This window comes from Acidovorax facilis (assembly GCF_050626955.1).
In the GTDB taxonomy this organism is placed as follows: domain Bacteria; phylum Pseudomonadota; class Gammaproteobacteria; order Burkholderiales; family Burkholderiaceae_C; genus Acidovorax; species Acidovorax facilis.
In genome coordinates this window covers 4,046,379-4,066,738 of the sequence record NZ_CP192460.1, presented here as the reverse complement: position 1 = coordinate 4,066,738, position 20,360 = coordinate 4,046,379, and the positions used below count along the sequence as shown (strand labels likewise).

Annotated in this window: 21 protein-coding genes and 1 pseudogene; 14 read left to right on the top strand and 8 right to left on the bottom strand. The window is 66.4% G+C overall.

Annotated elements, in window-relative coordinates; all coding sequences use genetic code 11:
- The 10 genes and pseudogenes from ACQ4MJ_RS18590 to ACQ4MJ_RS18545 form a co-directional block, all read left to right on the top strand.
- A pseudogene (locus ACQ4MJ_RS18590) lies at positions 1 to 1,068 on the top strand (carbon-phosphorus lyase complex subunit PhnI); the annotation flags it as partial.
- A gap of 33 nt (positions 1,069 to 1,101) precedes the next feature.
- Positions 1,102 to 2,022, top strand: a complete 921-nt coding sequence (locus tag ACQ4MJ_RS18585; protein WP_146870138.1) for an alpha-D-ribose 1-methylphosphonate 5-phosphate C-P-lyase PhnJ — start codon at positions 1,102 to 1,104, stop codon at positions 2,020 to 2,022.
- Positions 2,019 to 2,480 carry a GNAT family N-acetyltransferase gene (locus ACQ4MJ_RS18580; protein WP_431151686.1) on the top strand — a complete coding sequence of 154 codons (462 nt, stop codon included), beginning with the start codon at positions 2,019 to 2,021 and terminating at the stop codon, positions 2,478 to 2,480. Before ACQ4MJ_RS18585 ends, ACQ4MJ_RS18580 begins: the two co-directional genes overlap by 4 nt.
- Positions 2,477 to 3,265: a phosphonate C-P lyase system protein PhnK gene (phnK, locus tag ACQ4MJ_RS18575; RefSeq protein ID WP_055399975.1), complete on the top strand. Its 789-nt coding sequence runs from the start codon at positions 2,477 to 2,479 to the stop codon at positions 3,263 to 3,265. Before ACQ4MJ_RS18580 ends, phnK begins: the two co-directional genes overlap by 4 nt.
- Positions 3,262 to 3,993, top strand: coding sequence for a phosphonate C-P lyase system protein PhnL (gene phnL, locus ACQ4MJ_RS18570; protein ID WP_431151687.1), 732 nt, complete (start codon positions 3,262 to 3,264; stop codon positions 3,991 to 3,993). Before phnK ends, phnL begins: the two co-directional genes overlap by 4 nt.
- Positions 3,990 to 5,144, top strand: coding sequence for an alpha-D-ribose 1-methylphosphonate 5-triphosphate diphosphatase (locus tag ACQ4MJ_RS18565; RefSeq protein WP_431151688.1), 1,155 nt, complete (start codon positions 3,990 to 3,992; stop codon positions 5,142 to 5,144). The genes phnL and ACQ4MJ_RS18565 overlap by 4 nt, the downstream gene beginning before the upstream one ends.
- A gap of 102 nt (positions 5,145 to 5,246) precedes the next feature.
- Positions 5,247 to 6,107, top strand: a complete 861-nt coding sequence (phnC, locus tag ACQ4MJ_RS18560; RefSeq protein ID WP_431151690.1) for a phosphonate ABC transporter ATP-binding protein — start codon at positions 5,247 to 5,249, stop codon at positions 6,105 to 6,107.
- Positions 6,108 to 6,152: 45 nt separating this feature from the next.
- Complete coding sequence (gene phnD, locus ACQ4MJ_RS18555; protein WP_055399982.1) at positions 6,153 to 7,100, top strand: phosphonate ABC transporter substrate-binding protein; 948 nt, start codon at positions 6,153 to 6,155, stop codon at positions 7,098 to 7,100.
- Positions 7,101 to 7,134: 34 nt separating this feature from the next.
- A complete protein-coding gene (phnE, locus tag ACQ4MJ_RS18550; RefSeq protein ID WP_431151691.1) occupies positions 7,135 to 7,941 on the top strand; it encodes a phosphonate ABC transporter, permease protein PhnE in 807 nt (268 codons plus the stop codon).
- 13 nt (positions 7,942 to 7,954) lie between these two features.
- Positions 7,955 to 8,539, top strand: coding sequence for a phosphonate degradation HD-domain oxygenase (locus ACQ4MJ_RS18545; protein WP_431151692.1), 585 nt, complete (start codon positions 7,955 to 7,957; stop codon positions 8,537 to 8,539).
- A 36-nt stretch (positions 8,540 to 8,575) separates the two neighbouring features.
- Here ACQ4MJ_RS18545 and ACQ4MJ_RS18540 read toward each other — a convergent pair whose 3' ends face one another.
- Entirely contained in the window at positions 8,576 to 9,037 is a 462-nt protein-coding gene (locus ACQ4MJ_RS18540) for an Lrp/AsnC family transcriptional regulator (RefSeq protein ID WP_056059735.1), read from the bottom strand.
- Between the two features lie 97 nt (positions 9,038 to 9,134).
- On the opposite strand from ACQ4MJ_RS18540, the gene ACQ4MJ_RS18535 reads away from it, so the two are divergent.
- The gene (locus tag ACQ4MJ_RS18535) at positions 9,135 to 10,103 is read left to right on the top strand and encodes an EamA family transporter (RefSeq protein ID WP_431151693.1); all 969 of its coding nucleotides are present in this window, start codon (positions 9,135 to 9,137) and stop codon (positions 10,101 to 10,103) included.
- Here ACQ4MJ_RS18535 and ACQ4MJ_RS18530 read toward each other — a convergent pair.
- The 6 genes from ACQ4MJ_RS18530 to ACQ4MJ_RS18505 are packed head-to-tail and all read right to left on the bottom strand — an operon-like array spanning position 10,048 to position 17,019.
- Positions 10,048 to 10,446 carry a RidA family protein gene (locus ACQ4MJ_RS18530; RefSeq protein WP_055400021.1) on the bottom strand — a complete coding sequence of 133 codons (399 nt, stop codon included), beginning with the start codon at positions 10,444 to 10,446 and terminating at the stop codon, positions 10,048 to 10,050. The genes ACQ4MJ_RS18535 and ACQ4MJ_RS18530 overlap by 56 nt on opposite strands.
- The gene (locus tag ACQ4MJ_RS18525; protein WP_431151694.1) at positions 10,446 to 12,101 is read right to left on the bottom strand and encodes an AMP-binding protein; all 1,656 of its coding nucleotides are present in this window, start codon (positions 12,099 to 12,101) and stop codon (positions 10,446 to 10,448) included. The genes ACQ4MJ_RS18530 and ACQ4MJ_RS18525 overlap by 1 nt, the downstream gene beginning before the upstream one ends.
- 4 nt (positions 12,102 to 12,105) lie before the next feature.
- On the bottom strand, positions 12,106 to 13,314 hold the full coding sequence (locus ACQ4MJ_RS18520; RefSeq protein ID WP_431151695.1) for an acyl-CoA dehydrogenase family protein: 1,209 nt from the start codon (positions 13,312 to 13,314) through the stop codon (positions 12,106 to 12,108).
- 4 nt (positions 13,315 to 13,318) lie between these two features.
- Complete coding sequence (locus tag ACQ4MJ_RS18515; protein WP_431151696.1) at positions 13,319 to 14,173, bottom strand: enoyl-CoA hydratase family protein; 855 nt, start codon at positions 14,171 to 14,173, stop codon at positions 13,319 to 13,321.
- On the bottom strand, positions 14,170 to 14,661 hold the full coding sequence (locus tag ACQ4MJ_RS18510) for a MarR family winged helix-turn-helix transcriptional regulator (protein ID WP_431151697.1): 492 nt from the start codon (positions 14,659 to 14,661) through the stop codon (positions 14,170 to 14,172). Before ACQ4MJ_RS18510 ends, ACQ4MJ_RS18515 begins: the two co-directional genes overlap by 4 nt.
- A 6-nt stretch (positions 14,662 to 14,667) precedes the next feature.
- A complete protein-coding gene (locus ACQ4MJ_RS18505) occupies positions 14,668 to 17,019 on the bottom strand; it encodes a bifunctional salicylyl-CoA 5-hydroxylase/oxidoreductase (RefSeq protein WP_431151698.1) in 2,352 nt (783 codons plus the stop codon).
- 113 nt (positions 17,020 to 17,132) lie between these two features.
- Here ACQ4MJ_RS18505 and ACQ4MJ_RS18500 point away from each other — a divergent pair, with 113 nt between their 5' ends.
- From ACQ4MJ_RS18500 to ACQ4MJ_RS18490, 3 genes are all read left to right on the top strand, one after another.
- Complete coding sequence (locus ACQ4MJ_RS18500) at positions 17,133 to 18,401, top strand: class I SAM-dependent methyltransferase (protein ID WP_431151699.1); 1,269 nt, start codon at positions 17,133 to 17,135, stop codon at positions 18,399 to 18,401.
- A gap of 29 nt (positions 18,402 to 18,430) precedes the next feature.
- Positions 18,431 to 18,754: a DUF1840 domain-containing protein gene (locus ACQ4MJ_RS18495; RefSeq protein ID WP_121422116.1), complete on the top strand. Its 324-nt coding sequence runs from the start codon at positions 18,431 to 18,433 to the stop codon at positions 18,752 to 18,754.
- Positions 18,755 to 18,853: 99 nt separating this feature from the next.
- A complete protein-coding gene (locus tag ACQ4MJ_RS18490; RefSeq protein WP_431151700.1) occupies positions 18,854 to 19,243 on the top strand; it encodes a nuclear transport factor 2 family protein in 390 nt (129 codons plus the stop codon).
- A gap of 28 nt (positions 19,244 to 19,271) precedes the next feature.
- Here ACQ4MJ_RS18490 and ACQ4MJ_RS18485 read toward each other — a convergent pair whose 3' ends face one another.
- Complete coding sequence (locus ACQ4MJ_RS18485; RefSeq protein ID WP_121507721.1) at positions 19,272 to 20,300, bottom strand: Bug family tripartite tricarboxylate transporter substrate binding protein; 1,029 nt, start codon at positions 20,298 to 20,300, stop codon at positions 19,272 to 19,274.
- Positions 20,301 to 20,360: the final 60 nt, after the last annotated feature.

Below are 20,360 nucleotides of genomic sequence, written 5' to 3'. Positions count from 1 at the left end.
ATGTACGTAGCCGTCAAAGGCGGAGAAGCTGCCATTCTCAACAGCTACCAGTTGCTGGCCCGCCAGCGCAGGGGCGATGCCGCACAGCCTGAACTCTCGGTAGCGCAGATCCGCCAGCAGCTCAAGCTGGCGGTGGACCGCGTCATGACCGAGGGATCGGTGTACGACCCCGAGCTTGCGGCCCTTGCCATCAAGCAGGCAGCAGGCGACCTGGTGGAAGCTATCTTTTTGCTGCGCGCCTACCGCGCCACTCTGCCGCGCCTGGGCACCACCTGCGCGCTGGACACCAGCCGCATGGTGCTGGACCGGCGCATCTCCGCCACCTTCAAGGACCTGCCGGGCGGCCAGGTGTTGGGCCCCACCTACGACTACACGCAGCGCCTGCTCGACTTCAAGCTGCTGGCCGAAGGCCCGGTGGCGCCGCCTGCCGCTGCGGCAGCTGCGGTGCCACCCGGCCCCACGCCGCGCGTAGTGGACCTGCTCAACCAGGAAGGCTTGATCGAAACCCGCCCCGTGCCCCCGGGCGACCCCGCCCCCACAGACCTGACCCGTGAGCCACTGCGCTTCCCTGCCAACCGCGCCACCCGCTTACAGAACCTGGCGCGCGGTGATGAGGGCTTCCTGCTTGCCATGGCGTATTCCACGCAGCGCGGTTACTCGCACTCGCACCCGTTTGTGGGTGAGGTGCGCCTGGGCACGGTGGCAGTGGAGATCGAACCCGAAGAGCTGGGCTTTGCCATCGACATCGGTGATATCGAGATCACCGAATGCGAAATGGTGAACCAGTTTGCGGGCAGCAAGAGCCAGCCCCCGCAGTTCACGCGCGGCTACGGCCTGGCGTTTGGCCACAGCGAGCGCAAGGCCATGGCGATGAGCCTGGTGGACCGAGCCCTGCGTGCCGATGAGCTGGGTGAACCGGTGGAGTCGCCCGCGCAGATGCAGGAGTTTGTGCTGGGCCACAGCGACAGCCTGGAGGCGTCTGGCTTCGTGCAGCACCTGAAGTTGCCGCACTACGTGGACTTTCAGTCCGAGTTGGAGCTGGTGCGCAAGATGCGCGCCGCTGCCGCCCACCCCACCCCCCCCCGCCGAGAAGGATGCCGCATGAACGCGCCCATGGAACCCGCCGTGATGGGCTTGCCCGCCGACGCCGCACCGGTGGACGGCCACTTCAACTTTGCCTACCTGGACGAGCGCACCAAGCGCATGATCCGCCGCGCCATCCTCAAGGCCGTGGCCATCCCCGGCTACCAGGTGCCGTTTGGCTCCCGCGAAATGCCGCTGCCCTATGGCTGGGGCACGGGCGGCATCCAGGTCACCGCTTCCATCATCGGCCCGCAGGACTGCCTCAAGGTCATCGACCAGGGATCGGACGACACGGTCAACGCGGTCAACATCCGCCGCTTCTTCGAGCGCACCACGGCCGTGGCGACCACCACCCGCACGCGCGAGGCCACGCTGATCCAGACGCGCCACCGCATCCCCGAGACACCGCTGGCCGAAGGCCAGGTCATCGTCTACCAAGTGCCAGTGCCCGAGCCCATGCAGCGCCTGGAGCCGCGGGAGACCGAAACGCGCACTCTGCATGGCCTGGCCGAGTACGGGCTCATGCACGTCAAGCTCTACGAAGACATCGCGCGCTACGGCCACATTGCCACCACCTACGACTACCCCGTGCTGGTCAACGGCCGCTATGTGATGGCGCCGTCGCCCATCCCCAAGTTCGACAACCCCAAGATGCACATGAACCCCGCGCTGCAGCTGTTTGGCGCGGGCCGCGAAAAGCGCATCTATGCCGTGCCGCCCTATACGCCGGTGGAGAGCCTGGGTTTTGAGGACCACCCGTTCGAGGTGCAGCGCTGGGATGCTGCTTGCGCGCTGTGTGGCGCCACCGACAGCTTTCTGGACGAGGTCATCACCGACGACCAGGGCGGGCGCATGCATGTCTGTTCCGATTCGGACTACTGCCACGAGCGCCAGGCGCAGCAGGCCGAAACGGCGCAGGTGGAAGGCGGCGCGGCATGAGCGCCGTGCACATTCGCGAAGCCCGGCAGGCCGACCTGGAGAGCGTGCTGGTGCTGTATGCCGCCATTGAAGACAGCCCGGCCGACGTGCTGACCCTGGAAGAAGCCCAGGCCGTATGTTCCCAGTTCGCCCGCTACCCCAGCTACCGCCTGTGGGTGGCCTGCGACCCCGCGCAGCACGGCGCCGTGGTGGGCACCTATGCGCTGCTCGTCATGCACAACCTGGCGCATCGGGGCACGCCCTCGGCCATCGTGGAAGACGTGGTGGAGGCACAGGACCAGCAAGGCCGAGGCATTGGCCGCCAGATGATGGCCCACGCCATGCAGCAGGCGCGCGACGCGGGCTGCTACAAGCTCGCGCTCTCGTCCAACGCCCGCCGCAAGGGCGCGCATGCCTTCTATGAATCCCTGGGCTTTGCGCAGCATGGCCTGAGCTTTGTTGTCGAGACCCTCACATGAATCACCCCGAACCTTCTGCGCCGCTGCTGAGCGTGCGCAACGTCAGCAAGCGCTATGGCGACCGCGTGGCGCTGCAAGGCGCGTCCTTTGACCTGTGGCCCGGCGAGGTGCTGGCCGTGGTGGGCGAGTCGGGCTCCGGCAAGTCCACGCTGCTCAACGCCATTGCAGCACGCAGCGCCCCGGACGAAGGCACGGTGCAGTTCCGCCAGCGCAGCGGCGAGCTGCAGGACATCTACGCCATGACAGAAGCGCAGCAGCGCCTGCTGGCGCGCACCGACTGGGGCTTTGTGCACCAGAACGCGGCGGACGGCTTGCGCATGGATGTATCCGCCGGTGCCAACGTGGGCGAGCGCCTGATGGGCCTGGGCGAGCGCCACTATGGCCGCCTGCGCGCCACGGCCACGGAATGGCTGCAGCGTGTGGAGATCGATGCCGCGCGCATCGACGACGCACCACGCACGTTTTCGGGCGGCATGCGCCAGCGCCTGCAGATTGCCCGCAACCTGGTCACGCAGCCACGCCTGGTGTTCATGGACGAACCCACCTCGGGCCTGGATGTGTCGGTGCAGGCGCGCCTGCTGGACCTGCTGCGCCAGCTCACGCGGCAGATGCAGTTGGCGGCCATTGTGGTCACGCACGACCTGGCCGTGGCACGCCTGCTGGCCCACCGCATGGTGGTCATGCAACGCGGCCGCGTGGTGGAGGCGGGCCTGACCGACCAGGTGCTCGACGACCCGCAACACCCCTACACCCAGCTCCTCGTTTCTTCGGTACTGCAGCCATGAACCAACCTTCCATTGCGCCCATTCTCCAGATGCAAGGAGTGGCCAAGCGCTTCACCCTGCACCACCAGAACGGCATTGAACTGCCCGTGCTCGCCCACGTGGACCTGGCCGTGCAGCCCGGTGAATGTGTGGTGCTGGACGGCCCCTCGGGCATGGGCAAGAGCACGCTGCTCAAGATGATCTACGCCAACTACCGGGTCAATGCAGGGAGCATCACCGTGCGCTCGGCCGATGGCGCCGTGGTGGATGTGACGCAGGCCACGCCGCGTGCGCTGGTGCAGCTGCGGCGCGACACCGTGGGCTATGTGAGCCAGTTTCTGCGGGTCATCCCGCGCGTGTCGGCGCTGGACGTGGTGGCCGAGCCACTGGCGGAAGACGCCGGCGACGATCCAGCGGGCATCGAGGCCGCACGCGAGGCCGCCTGCCAATGGCTGACCCGCCTGCGCATCCCTGAGCGGCTGTGGCACCTGCCGCCCGCCACGTTCTCCGGCGGGGAGCAGCAGCGCATCAACATCGCCCGCAACATGATCAAGCCCAAGCCTCTGTTGCTGCTGGACGAGCCCACCGCATCGCTCGACGCGGCCAACACTGAAACGGTGATTGCCATGATTCGCGAGGCCGTAGCGCGCGGCGCGGCCCTGGTGGGCATCTTTCACGACGCACAGGTCGGCACTGCCGTGGCCACGCGCCGCGTGAACGTGGGTGACTTCCGGGGAGCATCGGCATGAATGCAACCGTGTTCAAGAACGCCCACATGGTGCTGCCAGGCGAAGTGGTGCAGGGCAGCCTGCAGGTGGAGGGCGGGCGCATTGCGTCGCTGGACAGCGGGGCCACTGCGGCCCTGCAAGGCATCGACCTGGGGGGCGACTACCTGCTGCCCGGGCTGGTCGAAATCCACACCGACAACTTCGAGCGCCACCTGATGCCGCGACCCAAGGTGCAATGGGCCGAGATGCCCGCACTGCTGGCGCACGACGCCGAGATTGCGGCCGCAGGCATCACGACAGTGCTCGACGCGCTGGGCGTGGGCGAGGCCGACGTGGACAGCCTGCGTGGCAGCGCCTGGAACCGCGTGCTCGACACCATCGACACCTGCACCGAGCGCAACCTGCTGCGTGCCGACCACCACCTGCATGTGCGCTGCGAGCTGCCTGCGCCCAACACCATCGACCTGTTCGAGCCGTTCCACGGGCACCCGCGCCTGTCGTTGATCTCACTGATGGACCACACCCCAGGTCAGCGCCAGTGGGAGAACATCGAGCAGGCGCGCACCTACTACACCGGCAAGAAGGGCTGGAGCGCCGAGAAATTCGAGCGCCAGGTGGCGCACGCTGCCACGCTGCAGGCGCAGTACGCCGAGCCACACCGTGCGTACTTTGTGGATTACTGCCGCACGCACGGCATCTCGCTGGCCAGCCACGACGACACCACGGTGGCCCATGTGAAGCAGGCCCATGCCGAAGGGGCCGCGATGTCGGAGTTCCCGACCACACTGGCCGCAGCCCAGGCCGCGCACGAACGTGGCTTGCTCACCGTGATGGGCGGGCCCAACGTGGTGCGCGGTGGTTCGCATTCGGGCAACGTGGCGGCGGCCGACCTGGCGCGCCGGGGGCTCTTGGACATCCTCTCGTCCGACTATGTGCCCGGCAGCCTGCTGAGCGCGGTGATGCGGCTGGTGCAGGAAGACATCCTGCCCTTGCCGCAGGCCGTGGCCACCGTCACCCGCAACCCCGCCAGGGCTGCGGGCATGGCGGACCGCGGCGAGCTGGCAACGGGCCTGCGGGCCGACCTGGTGCAGGTGCACATGGCGGAGTTGCCCGATGGCGGCTACCAGGCCGTGGTGCGTGGGGTGTGGCGCGAAGGGCAAAGGGTGCTCTAGGGCCACCTCTGACATCCAAACTTCTCTCAACTGTCAAAGCACTGTCACGCCCCGCAACCACACTCCGGTTGTCTAGACGACTTAACCCATCAGGAGGCTGCCATGACTGCCGCACTGCACATTCACCAACTGAACAAGCATTTCGCCAACGGCAAACACGCCCTGCGCGACATCAACCACACCGTGCAGCGCGGCGAGATGGTGGCGCTGATTGGTGCCTCGGGCTCGGGCAAGTCCACACTGCTGCGTCATGTGGCGGGCCTAGTGGTGGCCGATGCGGCCAGCGATTCGCTGATCGAGGTGGACGGCCGCTGCGTGCAGCAGGGCGGGCGCATCCACAGCGACATCCGCAAGGTGCGTTCGCAGGTGGGTTTTGTATTCCAACAGTTCAACCTGGTGGACCGCTTGCCGGTGTTGATGAACGTGCTGGTGGGTCTTCTGCACCGCACGCCCTGGTGGCGCGGCTGGCTGCGCATGTTCAAGCCGCAGGAGCGCGCACTGGCGCTGGAAGCGCTCCACCGCGTGGGCATTGCCGAATGCCATGCACAACGTGCTTCCACCCTGTCCGGCGGGCAGCAGCAGCGCGCGGCCATTGCCCGCACGCTGGTGCAGGGCGCCAAGGTGGTGCTGGCCGACGAACCCATCGCGTCGCTCGACCCGGAGTCCTCGCGCAAGGTCATGGACATCCTGGCGCGCATCAACCGCGAGGACCGCTGCACTGTCATCGTGTCGCTGCACCAGGTGGATGTGGCCATCAAATACTGCCCCCGCGTGGTGGCCTTGCACCACGGCCAGGTGGTGTACGACGGCCCTTCGGCGGCCCTCACGCCCGCACTGCTGCGCAGCCTGTATGGCGTGCACGCCGACGAAATTCTGTCGGATGCAGCGGGTGCCCCCACAGCACCCGTGCATGCCCCAACACCCGTCCCGCAGTGGGCGCCCGCCATGGTCCAGGCCGCCTGAACGGTCTTTTGTTTCTTTTCAATTCCTTTCTCTGGAGTTTTCAACATGTTCAAGAAACTGTGTGCCGCCCTGACGATCGGGCTGGGTTTGACCACGGGCGCGTTGGCCCAGGACATCAACTTCGGCATGATCTCGACCGAGGCCTCGCAAAACCTCAAGGCCGACTGGCAGCCGCTGCTGGACGACATGGCCAAGCAGACCGGTCTGAAGATCAATGCCTTCTTTGCATCCGACTACGCGGGCCTCATCGAAGCCATGCGCTTCAACAAGATGCAGGTGGCCTGGCTGGGCAACAAGTCGGCCATGGAAGCCGTGGACCGCGCCAACGGCGAAGTCTTTGCGCAGATGGTGAACGCCGACGGCACGCAGGGCTACTACTCGCACCTCATCGTGCACAAGGACAGCCCCCTGGCCACCCTGGATGACGTGCTAAAGAACGGCAAGTCGCTGAGCTTTGGCAACGGCGACCCCAACTCCACCTCGGGTTTCCTGGTGCCCGGCTACTACGCCTTTGCACAGAACAAGATCGACGCGAAGACGCACTTCAAGATCACGCGCAGTGCCAACCACGAGACCAACGCGCTGGCCGTGGCCAACAAGCAGGTGGATGTGGCCACCAACAACAGCGAGAACCTGGAGAAGATCAAGGAGCGCCAGCCCGAGAAGTTCAAGGACATCAAGATCGTCTGGACCTCGCCCCTGATTCCGCTGGACCCGCTGGTGATGCGCAAGGACTTGCCCGAGGCCACCAAGACCAAGATCCGCGACTTCTTCTACAACTACGCCAAGACCGACGCGCGCGAGAAGGAGATCGTGATGAAGATCTCCAAGCTCTCGGGCTTCAAGCCATCAACGAACGCACAGCTCACCCCCATCCGTCAGCTGGACCTCTTCGGCAAGCGCAACAAGATCGAGGCCGACGCGACGCTGGCCGATGCCGATAAGAAGACCCGCCTGGCCGAGATCGACCAGCAGCTGGCGTCGTTGAAGTAATTCGTAGGTTTCTTGTTGCGGCCCGGGTGTCTCCATGTCCTCTGCTTTGAATCCATCGCTGGCCACACTGGCCAGCACTACGTCGCCCAAGCGCAGCCTGGCCTGGTACCTGTCGTGGGGCATCCTGCTGGTGTTGCTGGCGGCGTCCTGGAAGGGCGCCGACATGCGCCCGCTCGATCTGTGGAACGACTCGGGCAACATGGTCAGCTATGCGGCGGAGTTCTTTCCGCCCAATTTTGCGCAGTGGCAGATCTATGTGCAGGAGATGCTGGTCACGCTGCAGATCGCGCTGTGGGGCACGGCGCTGGCGGTGGTCACCGCCGTGCCGCTGGCACTTCTGGCCTCGTCCAACATCGTGCCCTGGTGGGTGTACCAGCCGGTGCGCCGCGTACTGGACGCGTGCCGCGCCATCAACGAAATGGTGTTTGCCATGCTGTTCGTGGTGGCCGTGGGCCTGGGGCCTTTTGCGGGCGTGCTGGCGCTGTGGATTCACACCTCGGGCACCCTGGCCAAGCTGTTCTCCGAAGCCGTGGAGGCGATTGACCCGCAGCCCGTGGAAGGCATCCGCTCCACCGGTGCGAGCGCACTGCACGAAATCATCTATGGCGTGATCCCGCAGGTCATGCCGCTGTGGATCTCGTACACGCTGTACCGCTTCGAGGCCAACGTGCGTTCGGCTTCGGTGGTGGGCATGGTGGGCGCTGGAGGCATTGGGGTGGTGCTGTGGGAAATCATCCGGGGCTTCCAGTACGCCGAGACCTGCGCGGTCATGCTCATCATCGTGGTCACGGTGAGTGTGATCGACCTGGTGTCGGCCCGCATCCGCAAGGCACTGGTCTGACAAGGAGCACACCATGGCATTGAGCCTTGAAGACATTGCCCACCTGCTCGCTACCCGGGGCGTGAACCAGTACGGCCGCGAGGCGGTCAGCCAGCTGGAGCACGCACTGCAGTGCGCGCAGTGGGCCGAAAAATCGGGTGAAACCCCGGCCACTGTCGTCGCGGCCCTGCTGCACGACTTGGGCCACCTGCTGGCGCCCGGGGGCGACTCGGCCGAGCAGGACGACCTGCACCAGTACATGGCCATCCCGTTCTTGCGGGGCCTGCTGCCCGACGCAGTGCTGGAGCCCATACGCCTGCATGTGGATGCCAAGCGCTACCTGTGCACCATGGAGCCGGGGTACTGGGAGACACTGTCGCCCGCATCGCAACACAGCCTGGTGCTGCAAGGCGGGCCCTTCACGCCGAAAGAGGCGATGCAGTTTGCGGCCCAGCCCTTTGCGCAGGAGGCCATCCGTCTGCGCCGCTATGACGACCACGCCAAGGTGCCGGGGTTGGTCACGCCCCCGCTGGGCTATTACATGGCGCTGGTGCAGCGGCTGGCACCAGCTCCAGCGGCTATTGCCGCTGCGGCTGAACTTGCCCCGGTGGCTGCGTAAAAAGCCGCGCGACCAAGCCGAGGCAGCCCCCGCGCGTCAACCTCCCTTGTCGCCATTCACCCAGCCCAGGTCCAGCGGCCGGTCCTCGAATTCGGTATTCAGGACCACGGTGCTCGTGGTGCGCGCCACGCCGGGAATCGCCTTGATCTGGTAGAGCACGTCCTCCAGCCCGCGCGCGTGCGTGGTGCGGATCTTGGCCAGGAAGTCGTGCTCGCCAGCCACGCTGTGCAACTCCTCCACCTGGGGGATACCGCGCAGGCGCGGCGCAATGTCGCGGCAGTGCGCGCCGCCATCGTTGCGGATCGCCACAAACGCGGTGAAGTTCAGCCCCACGCGCTCCGGGTCCACGCTGATCGAAAACCGGCGAATCACGCCCTTGTCCAGCAGCTTCTTCACGCGCTCGTGCACGGCGGCGGTGGACAGTCCCACTTCGGCCCCCACATCGGCATAGGAACGTCGCCCATCGGCGCCTAGCGCCGAAATAATTCTGGCGTCCATGTCATCTGTCTGAATATTTGCTTGCATAGCCGCTCGATTTTGGTAAAAATTCCGAAAACCTTGCGGTTTCCATAAATTATTCGGTCAGGTGAAGAATATGCCGGCAATTTTCAATGCGCAAGCCCGCGCACAGCGCAAAGGGGCGGTGGCCATGGCACTGCTGTTGGTCTACGTCGTCTGGGGCACTACCTATTTCGCCATTGGTATTGCGCTGCAGAGCATGCCGCCACTGCTGATGAATGCGATCCGCTTTCTGTGTGCAGGGGGGGTGATGCTGCTGATTGCGCTGTGGCAAGGCCATGCATTGCCCACGTGGGTGCAATGGCGCAACTCGACGGTGGTGGGCGGCTGCATGGTGTTTCTGGCCATGAACCTGATGGGTTTTGCGCAGAAGCTGGGCATTGGCTCGGGCCTGATGGCCACGGTGGTCACCACCATGCCGATGTGGTTGGCGCTGTGGTCGCGCTGGGGCGGCGAGCGGGTGCCCTTCACCAGCTGGATCGGTCTGGCGCTGGGCGTGGTGGGCGCACTGCTGCTAGCGCTGGAGGGCGACTTTTCAGCCACCTGGCTCGGTGCGCTGCTGGCCTTTGGTGCACCTCTGTGCTGGAGTGTGGGCTCGTATGCATCGCGCAAGCTGTCGCTACCCGCGCCCGCCATGGCATCGGCCGCGCAGTGGTTTGCGGGGGGCGCCATGGGGCTGGTGGTGGCGTTGTGGTTTGAGCCGTTGAGCGCCCTGGGCCAAGTCACTGCCAAGTCGTGGGCGGCGTGGGTCTATCTGCTGGTGTTTGGCACGCTGGTGGCGCTCAATGCGTATCTGTGGCTGCTGCAGAACACGTCGGCGGCGCTGGCGGGCAGCTATTCGTTTGTGAACCCTGCGGTGGCGCTGCTGGTGGGCGTGGCGCTGGGCGGCGAGCTGCTCACGGGCTGGGTGTTTGCCGCGCTGCCGTTGATTGGGGCGGCGCTGGCGTTCATTCTGTACGGGCAAGCGCTGCAGCGGTGGCTGGAAAAGCTCAGTCCGGGATTACAGCGGTTGCTTCAATCTCGATCTTCGCGCGCTCTTCCATGAGCCCCGCCACCTGCACGCAGGCCATCGCCGGGAAGTTCTTGCCCAGCACCTCACGGTAGACCGCCCCCAGCTCCTTCAAGCGGCTGTTGTATTCGTTGCGGTCGGTCACGTACCAGGTCAGGCGCACCAGGTGCTCGGGGCCCGCGCCGCCAGCCTCCAGCACCGCCCGCACGTTCAGCAGCGTCTGCCTCGTCTGGTCGATGAAGTCATCGCTCTCAAACTGCTGCTGCGCATTCCAGCCGATCTGGCCGCCGGTAAAGACCATGGTGCCGCGCGCGGCCACGCCGTTGGCGTAGCCCTTGGGGGTGACCCAGCCTTCGGGCTGCAAAAGGGTGTTTTTCATCATGTTGTTTTTGTTGAAGAAGAAGGTGCCGGCACCGCGCCCTGGCGCAGCTTGAAGCGCTGCAGCTTGCCGGTTTCGGTGCGCGGCAGGGCGGTCACAAACTCCACCACGCGCGGGTATTTGAACGGGGCGATGGTGGCTTTCACATGGTCCTGCAGCGTCTTGACCATGGCGGCATCGCCTGTGTGGCCGGGCTTCAAGACGCAGATGGCTTTGACCACCATGCCGCGCTCCTCGTCGGGCACGCCGATCACGCCGCACTCGGCCACGGCCGGGTGGCGCAGCAGGGCGTCTTCCACCTCAGGGCCGCCCACGTTGTAGCCGGCGGTGATGATCATGTCGTCATCGCGTGCCTGGTAGAAAAAGTAGCCGTCAGCGTCTTGCGTGAACGCATCGCCCGGGTAGTTCCAGCCGTCCTTCACGTACTTGGCCTGGCGCGGGTCGTCGAGGTACTTGCAGCCCGTGGGGCCGATCACCGCGAGCTTGCCCACGGTGCCGCGTGGCACTTCATGGCCCTCGTCGTCCACCACCTTGGCGGTGTAGCCGGGGACCACCTTGCCGATGGCGCCTGCGCGGCTTTCGCCGCCCGCCGACGAGATGAAGATGTGGAACATCTCCGTGGCGCCGATACCGTCCGTCATGTCCAGACCGGTCGCCTCCTTCCACAGCTGGCGTGTGGCGTCCGGCAGGCCCTCGCCCGCGCTCACGCTGGTGCGCAGCTGGGGCAGGCCGATCTGCTTGGCAAAGGGTGCCATCTGCCGGTAGAAGGTGGGGGCGGTGTAGCAGATGGTCACGCCCGCATCGCGCATCAGCCGCACCATGGTTTCGGGCGTATAGGGCTGGTCCGGAAAGTACACGCTGGCCCCGGCCCACATCGGAAACACCAGCAAGCCGCCCAGGCCAAAGGTGAACGCCAGGGGCGGCGAGCCCGCCACGATGTCATCGGGCGTGGCCTTGAGTACATGGCGCGGCCAGGCCTCGCAGCCTGCCAGCACGTCGCGGTGGGTGTGCACGGCAGCTTTGGGCGCGCCGGTGGTGCCCGAGGTGAAGGCCATCAGCGCGATGTCGTCGGCCGACGTGGGGCAGGGCGGCGTTGTGCCGGGTTTGCCCTGCGCGCGCTGCAGCAGGTCGGCCGCATCTGGCGCTGTGTGGAAGGGCACGATGGTGGCGAGCACGGGGTGCTGCGTCTGCGCGGCTTGCAGCTCGGCCAGCAGGCGGCCGTCGCACAGCGCCAGCGTGGGCTGGGCACGGTCGATGATGCTGCCCAGCTCCACCGCGCGCAGCAGCGGCATGGTGGCCACCGCCACCAGCCCCGCGTAGACGGTACCCAGCCAGGCCAGCGCCATCTCCACCGTGTTGCCGCCGCGCAGCAGCACGCGGTTGCCGGGCACGAGGCCGTGGTCCTGCGTCAGTACCTCGGCAATGCGCGCGGCCTCGGTGCGGGCGTCGCGGTAGGTATACGTGCGGTGCGGGCCGCGCAACAGGGGGCGGTCGATGTGGCCCGCACGTTCGGCCTGGTCGAACAGCGCCTGCACCAGGTTGGCCTGGTTGGCGATCTGCAGCTCGGGCAGGTCGTAGCGCAGTGTGGGCCAGGCCTCGGGCGGCGGCAAGCGGTCGTGCACGAAGTGGTCGGGCTGGGCGGAGGGGGCTTTCATGCGATTACTCCTGCAGAACGGCCTTGCCGATGATGAGCTGCTGCACTTCGGTCGCGCCTTCGTAAATGCGCAGCGAGCGGATGTCGCGGTACAGCGATTCGACCTTGCTGCCCACTTCCACGCCGCGCCCGCCGTGCAGCTGCAGCGCCATGTCGATCACGCGCTGGGCGTTTTCGGTGGCGGTCATCTTGGCCATGGCTGCTTCAGCCGTGACGCGCGTGCCGCCGCGCTTCTCGCCTTCATCGCGCAACCAGGCCGCACGGTAGGTGAGCAGCGCGGCGCTGTCCACCAGCGCGGCCATCTCGCCGATCTTGGCGTGCGTGAGCTGGAAGTCCGCGAGCGTCTGGCCGAACATGCGGCGCTGGCGGGCGTGGTGCACGGCCTCGGCCAGCGCGCGGCGCGCCATGCCCAGAGCGGCAGCGGCGACCGATGCGCGGAAGATGTCGAGCGTGCGCATGGCCAGCTTGAAGCCGCCGTTCTCCTCGCCCAGCAGCGCGGTGGCAGGCACTTTGCAGTTGGTGAACTGCAGCGTGGCCAGCGGGTGGGGCGCCATCACATGGATATGGCGCGAGGCGTCCAGGCCCGGCGTGTTCGCATCGACGATGAAAGCGCTGATGCCGCGCGTGCCGCCGCTCGGGTTGGTCTTGGCGAACACGCAGTAGAAGTCGGCGATGCCGCCGTTGCTGATCCAGGTTTTGGTGCCGTTCAAGCAAAAAGTGCCTGTAGCGCTAGTCGAATCTGTGCTGGAAGCTATGGTTTGCATAGCGCCCACATCTGACCCAGCCTCGGGCTCGCTCAGCGCGAACGCAGCAATCAGTTCGCCACGCGCCACGCCTTGCAGGTAGTGCGCCTGCTGCGCGGGGCTGCCCGCCAGCGTGATCGCACCGCTGCCCAGTCCTTGCATCGCAAACGCAAAGTCCGCCAGCGGCGAGTGGTAGGCCAGTGTCTCGCGCAGCAGCACCAGCGCACGCGAGTCCAGTGCGGGCAGAGCGCCGCCGTGTGCGGCCGGCACGCAGTAGCGCAGCCAGCCGCCTGCGCCCAGGCGCTTCACCCAGTCGCGGCAGGCGGCGCGGTCATCGGTTTCATCGACCGCTTGCGCAGCGGCCCAGGGCACCAGGCCCTCGGCCAGCGCGCGGTGGGCGTCGTCGAAGAAGGGCAGGGCCAGGTGCGCCGTCGGGGGCGGGCAGGGTGCGGGGGGCGTAGCGATGTGCATCCGTTCAATCTCCCTGAAAGACGGGTTTCTGCTTGGCGGCAAACGCCTCGTACGCGCGCCGGAAATCTTCCGTCTGCATGCAGATAGCCTGCGCCTGCGCCTCGGCCTCGATGGCCTGTTCGATGGTCATGCTCCACTCCTGGCTCAGCATGGTCTTGGTCATGCCATGGGCAAAGGTGGGGCCATCGGCCAGCGCGCGCGCCGTGGCCTGCACGTTGGCGAGCAGATCGGCGCTTTCGTACAGGTCGTTGAAAAAGCCCCAGGCCAGGCCTTCGTGTGCCGTCATCGCGCGGCCGGTGAACAGCAGCTCGCTGGCGCGGCCCTGGCCGATCATGCGCGGCAGCAGTGCGCAAGCGCCCATGTCGGCGCCGGCCAGGCCCACGCGGGTGAACAAGAAGGCGGTCTTGGTGGCCTCGGTGCCGTAGCGCATGTCGCAGGCCAGCGCCATCATGGCGCCTGCGCCGGCGCAGATGCCGTCGATGGCGCCCAGCACGGGCTGCGGGCAGGCGCGCATGGCCTTGACCAGATCGCCCGTCATGCGCGTGAACTCCAGCAGCTCGGGCATGGTCATGGTGGTCAGCGGGCCGATGATCTCGTGCACGTCGCCGCCCGAGCAGAAGTTGCCGCCCGCACCGGTGACCACGATGGCCTTCACGTCGGTGGCAAAGCGCAGCGCGTAGAAGAAGTCGCGCAGCTCGGCATAGCTCTGGAAGGTGAGCGGGTTCTTTCGGTCGGGCCGGTTGAGCGTGACGGTGCCCACGCCAGCATCGAAGCTCCACGCGAAATGCTCGGCCACGTAGCGGGCCTCTGGGTTGAACTGCTCGCGCATGGGGTTGCTCGCCCCGATGTAGTGCTTCATTCGGCTGTCTCCAAAGAGTTGTTTTGTGTGTGTTCCTTGACCTTGCCCAGCAGGCGGTACAAGGTGGCGATGTCGCGCTCGCCCAGCGCGGCGAAGGCCTCGACGATCCATTGCTCGTGCTGGCGCGCCATGGTGTTGAACTGCTCGCGGCCTTGCGGCGTGAGGCGCACCAGGTACGCGCGGCGGTCGCCCTCCACGTCCATGCGCTCCACCAGCCCTTCGGCCACGAGCTGGTCGGTGATGCCGGTGATGTTGCCGCTGGTCACCATCATGCGGCGCGAGAGCTCCTTCATCTTCATGCCGTCCGGCGCGCGTTCGAGTTGCGCCATCAGGTCGAAGCGCGGCAGCGTGGTGTCGAACTGCGCGCGCAGGTGGCTGCGTACCTGCTTTTCGATGAGCTGGGTGCAGGTGAGCAGGCGCAGCCACAGGCGCAGGGCCTCGGGATGTTCGCTGGGGGCGGCGCCGTGCAGGCGGGCTTCGAGGTCCATGGTGGCTTACTCGATGGCTGCGGGTTTGCTGGATTCCTGCGCCGGTGCGGTCAGCGCGGCCATCTGCTTTTGCTTGGCAATCTCGCGCAGCATCTGGTCGCGGCCGCTGTGGTATTGCACAGGCCAGTCGGTGTGCGTTGCGGCCTGGGGGCTCAACTGCGCGGCGGCATGCAATGTCCAGGCCGGGTCGGCCAGGTGGGGGCGCGCAATGGCACACAGGTCGGCGCGGCCGGCCGCGACGATGCTGTTGGCATGGTCGGCTTCGGTGATAGCGCCCACCGCCATGGTGGCAATGCCCACCTCGTTGCGGATGCGGTCGGCAAACGGTGTCTGGTACATGCGGCCGTACACGGGGCGCGAGTCGCGCGTGGTCTGGCCGGAGGACACGTCGATCAGGTCCGCGCCTGCGGCCTTGAACAAGCGCGCGATGGCAATGGCGTCGTCGGCGGTGTTGCCATCGGGGAGCCAGTCGTGCGCGGAGATGCGCACGCTCATCGGCTTGTCGGCGGGCCACACGGCGCGCAAAGCAGTGAACACTTCCAGCGGGTAGCGGCAGCGGTTGTCCAGGCTGCCGCCGTATTCGTCCGTGCGGTGGTTGGTGGCGGGACTGATAAAGCTGGCCAGCAGGTAGCCGTGCGCGCAGTGCAGTTCCAGCCAGTCAAAGCCGCAGGCCATGGCGCGGCGGGCGCTGTCCACAAAGGCGGCGGTCACGCGGTCCATGTCGGCACGGGTCATGGCGGCAGGCGTCTGGTTCTGCGCGCCGTAGGCGAGGGGGCTCGCGGCCAGCAGGGGCCAGTTGCCCGCGTCCAGCGGCTCATCCGTGCCTTCCCAGCCGACGCGGGTCGAGCCCTTGGGGCCGCTGTGGCCCAGCTGCAGGCCGATCTTGGCCGTGCTGCTGCCGTGCACAAAGTTCACGATGCGCGCAAAGGCGGCTTGCTGTGCGTCGTTCCACAGGCCGGGGCAGGCGGGGGTGATGCGGCCCTCGGGCGTGGGGCTGGTCATCTCCACCATCACCAGCGCGGCGCCGCCCAGGGCCCTAGCGCCCAGGTGCACCAGGTGGAAGTCCTGCGGCACGCCCTCGACCGCGCTGTAGGTGGCCATGGGCGAGACGACGATGCGGTTCTTGAGCGTGAGGCCTTTGAGCGTGAAGGGCGTGAGCATGGGCGGAATCGCGGCCTTGCCACCCGCGAGCCAGGCCTCATAGCCCTCCAGCCACGCGGCATCGCGCAGCCGCAGGTTCTCGTGGCTGATGCGCTGGCTGCGCGTGAGCAGTGAGTACGTGAACTGCTCCACGGGCATGCCGGCGTAGCGCGCCACGTTCTCAAACCACTCGGTGCTGTTGCGCGCGGCGTTCTGGATCTTCAGCACCTCCACGCTGCGGCGCGCTTCATAGTGCTGCAGCACCTCGTCAATCGGCAAGCCCGTGGCGAATTCGTTGGCCAGGTCAATGGCGTCTTCGAGCGCGAGCTTGGTGCCGCTGCCAATCGAGAAATGTGCGGTGTGCGCCGCGTCACCCATCAGCACGATGGGCACCTGCTTCCCGCCGATGGTCTCGCGGTGCACCCAGGTGTTGCAGATCACGCGCGGGAAGCGGATCCAGTTGGCCGAGCCGCGCAGGTGCGTGGCGTTGCTGATGAGCGCGTTGCCGTCCAGGTATTTGGCAAACAGCTTTTCGCAGAATGCAATGGCCTCGGGCTGCTCCATCTGGTCGAGACCGTGCGCCTTCCACACCGCTTCGGGTGTCTCGATGATGAAGGTGGAGGTGTCGGCATCGAACTGGTAGGCATGCGCCTGGAACCAGCCATGCTCCGTTTGCTCGAAAGCAAACGTAAAAGCGTCGAGTTTTTTGTGAGTGCCCAGCCAGACGAAACGGCATTCGCGCAGGTCGATGTCGGGCTGGTAGGTGGTGGCGTAGCGCGTGCGGATGCGGCTGTTGAGGCCGTCGCTGGCGATCACCAGGTCGGCGTTGTACTCGGCGGCCAGCGCCTGGTCGTCGGCCACATCGGTCTCGAACACCAACTCCACGCCCACCGCCAGGCACCGGTCCTGCAGGATGTTGAGCAGCCGCTTGCGGCCGATGCCGCAGAAGCCGTGGCCCGTGGAGCGCACGCTGCGGCCCTTGAAAAACACCTCGATGTCGTCCCAGTGGTTGAACGCATCGCCGATGAGCGCGGCCGTGGGCGCGTCGGCCGCCTGCAGGTTGGCCAGCGTCTGGTCCGACAGCACCACCCCCCATCCGAAGGTGTCGAACGGCCGGTTGCGTTCGACCACCGTGACGCGGTGCGTGGGGTTTTGCTGCTTCATGAGCAGGGCGAAGTAGAGACCGGCGGGCCCACCGCCAATGCAAAGGATGTTCATGCCAAAATAGTTTAGGCTTAAACAAAATGCTGTCAATGGGGCCTTCCCGGCGAAACCCCTGATGCCATCGCGGGGTGTTGACGCAGTGCAGCAAATTTCTCAAGATGCGCCGCATGAAGCACTTGCTGCACACCTTGGAGGGGCGGCTCGCGGCCCTGCCGGTGCCGATGGCCGTCCAGTTGCCTGCGGGCCAGCAACTGGGCGCGCCCGAGCCTGCTGTAACGCTGCGCTTTCGTGACCGCATGGCGCTGGTGGCGCTGGCCACGGGCGAGATCGGCAATGTGGGGGCTGCCATCGTCGAGGGGCGCGTGGCGCTGGAAGGCGGCATGCGCGACCTGATGGCCGCCGCTGCGGGCCTGTTGACCCGCGACCCGGCCCGCGACCAGCACCACGGCTGGTGGCAGCGGGTGCTGGCACGCGCGCGGTCGATGGCGGTGCACACGCTGGCGCATGACGCGCGCCATGTGCAGTTCCATTACGACCTGTCGGACGACTTCTACGCGCTGTGGCTGGACCCGCGCCGCGTGTATTCGTGTGCGTACTACCGGTCCCCAGACCTGACGCTGGCCCAGGCGCAGGAGGCCAAGCTCGACCACATTTGCCGCAAGCTGCAGCTGCAACCGGGGGACCGGTTTCTGGACATTGGCGCGGGCTGGGGTGGCCTGCTGCTGTGGGCGGCCGAGCACTACGGCGTGGATGCCACAGGCATCACGCTGTCGCGCAACCAGCACGCCCATGTACAGCGGCGCATTGAAGAGCGTGGGCTGCAGGGGCGCGTGCGCATGCAACTGGTGGATTACCGCGAGCTGCAGGTGGCGCAGCCCTTCGACAAGATCGCCTCGGTGGGCATGTTCGAGCATGTGGGCCGCGCGCAGATGCAGCGCTACTTTGAGACGGTGGCGCGCCTGCTGCGGCCCGGAGGGCTGGTGCTGAACCACGGCATCACAGCGGGGGGCGCAGACAACGCGCAACTGGGTGCGGGCATGGGTGACTTTATCGAGCAGTACATCTTCCCCGGCGGCGAGCTGTTGCATGTGAGCACGGTGCTGCACGACATGGCCCGCGCAGGCCTGGAGATGGTGGACACCGAGAACCTGCGCCCACACTATGCGCGTACGCTGTGGGCGTGGTCCGACGGGCTCGAAGCCCAATTGCCTGCGGCCCGTGAGGTGCTGGCCGCACAGGGTGGGGCGCAGCCGGGTGATAAGGTCTTGCGTGCGTACCGCCTGTATCTTGCGGGCAGTGCCCTGGGGTTTGAGCGTGGCTGGATGGCACTGCACCAGATGCTGGCCATCAAGCCTGACGGAGATGTGGCCACCGGGGCCATGCCCGGCGCACAATCAGGCTATCCGTTCATTCGCGATTACATCTACCGCAGCTGAGTCTGCTTCTTCCACGAAAACGCTTCTCCATGCTCTACAAATTCAAATCCCGCGCCGCAGCCGATCTGATCATGCTGGAGCCGCAGGGCCGCCAGGTGGTGACCATCATGGGCAAGACACCCGGTGCCAGCGGCATCGTGACGGCCGCCCAGATCCCTGCCGCCATCGCTGCGCTGGAGTCCGCCGTGGCGTCCGAAGAGGCTCAGCAGGCGTCCGCAGACGCGGGTGGAGAGGACGAGGCCAGTGCGGAAGACCGCGCTGAGGCCGTGCGCCTGCGGCAGCGGGTGGCACCGCTGATCGACATGCTCAAGCGCAGTGCGGCGGCGGATGTGGACGTGGTCTGGGGCGTGTAGCGCCTCGTCTTTTGAGCCAGTGGGTTGCGGGCAGCTTCGTTCGCGGCGCATCTTCACGGCAGCCCCCTGCAGGTTTCTTCTTTCTGGTGCAACCCTCCAATGACCCGCGACCTTTCTCCGCTGGCCGTCGTCCAGGCTCAGCTGGACGCCTACAACGCCAAGAACATCGACGCCCTGCTCGCGACCTACGCCGAAGACGCGCAGCAGTTTGTCCTCCACGGAGAACGGCTTGCGCAAGGGCATGCCGAAATGCGTCCACGCTTTCTGGCGCGCTTTGCCGAGCCCGACCTGCATGCACGGCTACTGTCGCGCACGGTGATGGCGAATGTGGTGGTGGACTGCGAATTGATCACGCGCAATTTTCCCGAGGGCCTGGGGACGCTGGAGATGCTGTGCGTGTATGAAGTCTTGAACGGGCGCATCGAGCGCGCCTCGTTTGCCACGGGTGAAAAGCGCCTGCAGCCCGCGCAGGCAGCCATCACGGGCTGACCCGCAGGCCCGTCACCACGGCAAGAGGTCAGTCCACCTTCGCCCCCGACGCCTTCACCACCTGAGCCCACTTCTTGTGTTCGTTGTCGATGTGTTTGGCAAACTCGGCGGGTGTATTGCCACCCGGAATAGCGCCTTGCGCCACCAGCCGTTCTTTCATCGCCGGGGTGGCCAGTGACTTGGCCACCTCCTGCTGGATGCGGTTCACGATGTCCTGGGGCGTGCCCGCCGGGGCAAGCAGGCCGAACCAGGAGCTGGCCTCGTAGCCCTTGAGGGTCGGGCCTCCGGCCTGCTCCACTGTGGGAACGTCGGGCAGGGCGCTGGAGCGCTCTGAACTGGTCACGGCCAGGGCCGTGAGCTTGCCCGCTTTGATCTGCGCCATCGACGAAGGCAGGTTGTCAAACATCACGTCGGCGTTGCCCGCCACCATGTCCATGAGCGCGGGGCCGGAACCCCGATAGGGCAAGTGCAGCATGAAGGTGCCAGTCATGCTCTTGAACAGCTCGCCTGCCAGATGGATCGATGTGCCGTTGCCGCTGGAGGCCATGTTCATCTTGCCGGGGCTGGCCTTGGCGACGCGGATGAAATCCTGCACGTTGGCGATGCCCTGGGCCTTGGCCTTGTCGGCATTCATCACCATCACATTGGGCACCGCAGCCACCAGCGTGACGGGGACAAAGTCCTTGATGGGGTCGTAGGGCAGCTTGGCGTACAGCGCGCGGTTGATGCCGTGCGTGCCCACGGTGCCCATCAGCAGCGTGTAGCCGTCCCCCGGTGACTTAGCCACGATGTCGGCGCCCACATTCCCGCCAGCACCGGCGCGGTTGTCCACAATGAACTGCTGACCAAACGCGCGCGAGAGTTCGGGTGCCATGGCGCGCGCCAGGATGTCGGTGGTGCCACCGGGGGCGAAGGGCACCACGATGCGCACGGGCTTGGTGGGCCAGGTGCTGGCTTGTTGTTGGCCGTGCGCAAGGGGCAGCAGGGCAGCGCAACCCAGGGCGGCGCAGGCCAGTGCCGCAACGGTGCGGCGGCGTGGATGGGGGCGTGTTGTCATCGCGGGGGCGTCCTTTCGCAGGTGTTTCGTATGCATGCAAAGCTTTTTACGCGGCGCGGC

Bases quoted from the DNA above. Each gene is read 5' to 3' on its own strand.
- ACQ4MJ_RS18585 (WP_146870138.1), top strand. From the start codon at position 1,102: ATGAACGCGCCCATGGAACCCGCCGTGATGGGCTTGCCCGCCGACGCC.
- ACQ4MJ_RS18580 (WP_431151686.1), top strand. From the start codon at position 2,019: ATGAGCGCCGTGCACATTCGCGAAGCCCGGCAGGCCGACCTGGAGAGC.
- phnK (WP_055399975.1), top strand. From the start codon at position 2,477: ATGAATCACCCCGAACCTTCTGCGCCGCTGCTGAGCGTGCGCAACGTC.
- phnL (WP_431151687.1), top strand. From the start codon at position 3,262: ATGAACCAACCTTCCATTGCGCCCATTCTCCAGATGCAAGGAGTGGCC.
- ACQ4MJ_RS18565 (WP_431151688.1), top strand. From the start codon at position 3,990: ATGAATGCAACCGTGTTCAAGAACGCCCACATGGTGCTGCCAGGCGAA.
- phnC (WP_431151690.1), top strand. From the start codon at position 5,247: ATGACTGCCGCACTGCACATTCACCAACTGAACAAGCATTTCGCCAAC.
- phnD (WP_055399982.1), top strand. From the start codon at position 6,153: ATGTTCAAGAAACTGTGTGCCGCCCTGACGATCGGGCTGGGTTTGACC.
- phnE (WP_431151691.1), top strand. From the start codon at position 7,135: ATGTCCTCTGCTTTGAATCCATCGCTGGCCACACTGGCCAGCACTACG.
- ACQ4MJ_RS18545 (WP_431151692.1), top strand. From the start codon at position 7,955: ATGGCATTGAGCCTTGAAGACATTGCCCACCTGCTCGCTACCCGGGGC.
- ACQ4MJ_RS18540 (WP_056059735.1), bottom strand. From the start codon at position 9,037: ATGGACGCCAGAATTATTTCGGCGCTAGGCGCCGATGGGCGACGTTCC.
- ACQ4MJ_RS18535 (WP_431151693.1), top strand. From the start codon at position 9,135: ATGCCGGCAATTTTCAATGCGCAAGCCCGCGCACAGCGCAAAGGGGCG.
- ACQ4MJ_RS18530 (WP_055400021.1), bottom strand. From the start codon at position 10,446: ATGAAAAACACCCTTTTGCAGCCCGAAGGCTGGGTCACCCCCAAGGGC.
- ACQ4MJ_RS18525 (WP_431151694.1), bottom strand. From the start codon at position 12,101: ATGAAAGCCCCCTCCGCCCAGCCCGACCACTTCGTGCACGACCGCTTG.
- ACQ4MJ_RS18520 (WP_431151695.1), bottom strand. From the start codon at position 13,314: ATGCACATCGCTACGCCCCCCGCACCCTGCCCGCCCCCGACGGCGCAC.
- ACQ4MJ_RS18515 (WP_431151696.1), bottom strand. From the start codon at position 14,173: ATGAAGCACTACATCGGGGCGAGCAACCCCATGCGCGAGCAGTTCAAC.
- ACQ4MJ_RS18510 (WP_431151697.1), bottom strand. From the start codon at position 14,661: ATGGACCTCGAAGCCCGCCTGCACGGCGCCGCCCCCAGCGAACATCCC.
- ACQ4MJ_RS18505 (WP_431151698.1), bottom strand. From the start codon at position 17,019: ATGAACATCCTTTGCATTGGCGGTGGGCCCGCCGGTCTCTACTTCGCC.
- ACQ4MJ_RS18500 (WP_431151699.1), top strand. From the start codon at position 17,133: ATGAAGCACTTGCTGCACACCTTGGAGGGGCGGCTCGCGGCCCTGCCG.
- ACQ4MJ_RS18495 (WP_121422116.1), top strand. From the start codon at position 18,431: ATGCTCTACAAATTCAAATCCCGCGCCGCAGCCGATCTGATCATGCTG.
- ACQ4MJ_RS18490 (WP_431151700.1), top strand. From the start codon at position 18,854: ATGACCCGCGACCTTTCTCCGCTGGCCGTCGTCCAGGCTCAGCTGGAC.
- ACQ4MJ_RS18485 (WP_121507721.1), bottom strand. From the start codon at position 20,300: ATGACAACACGCCCCCATCCACGCCGCCGCACCGTTGCGGCACTGGCC.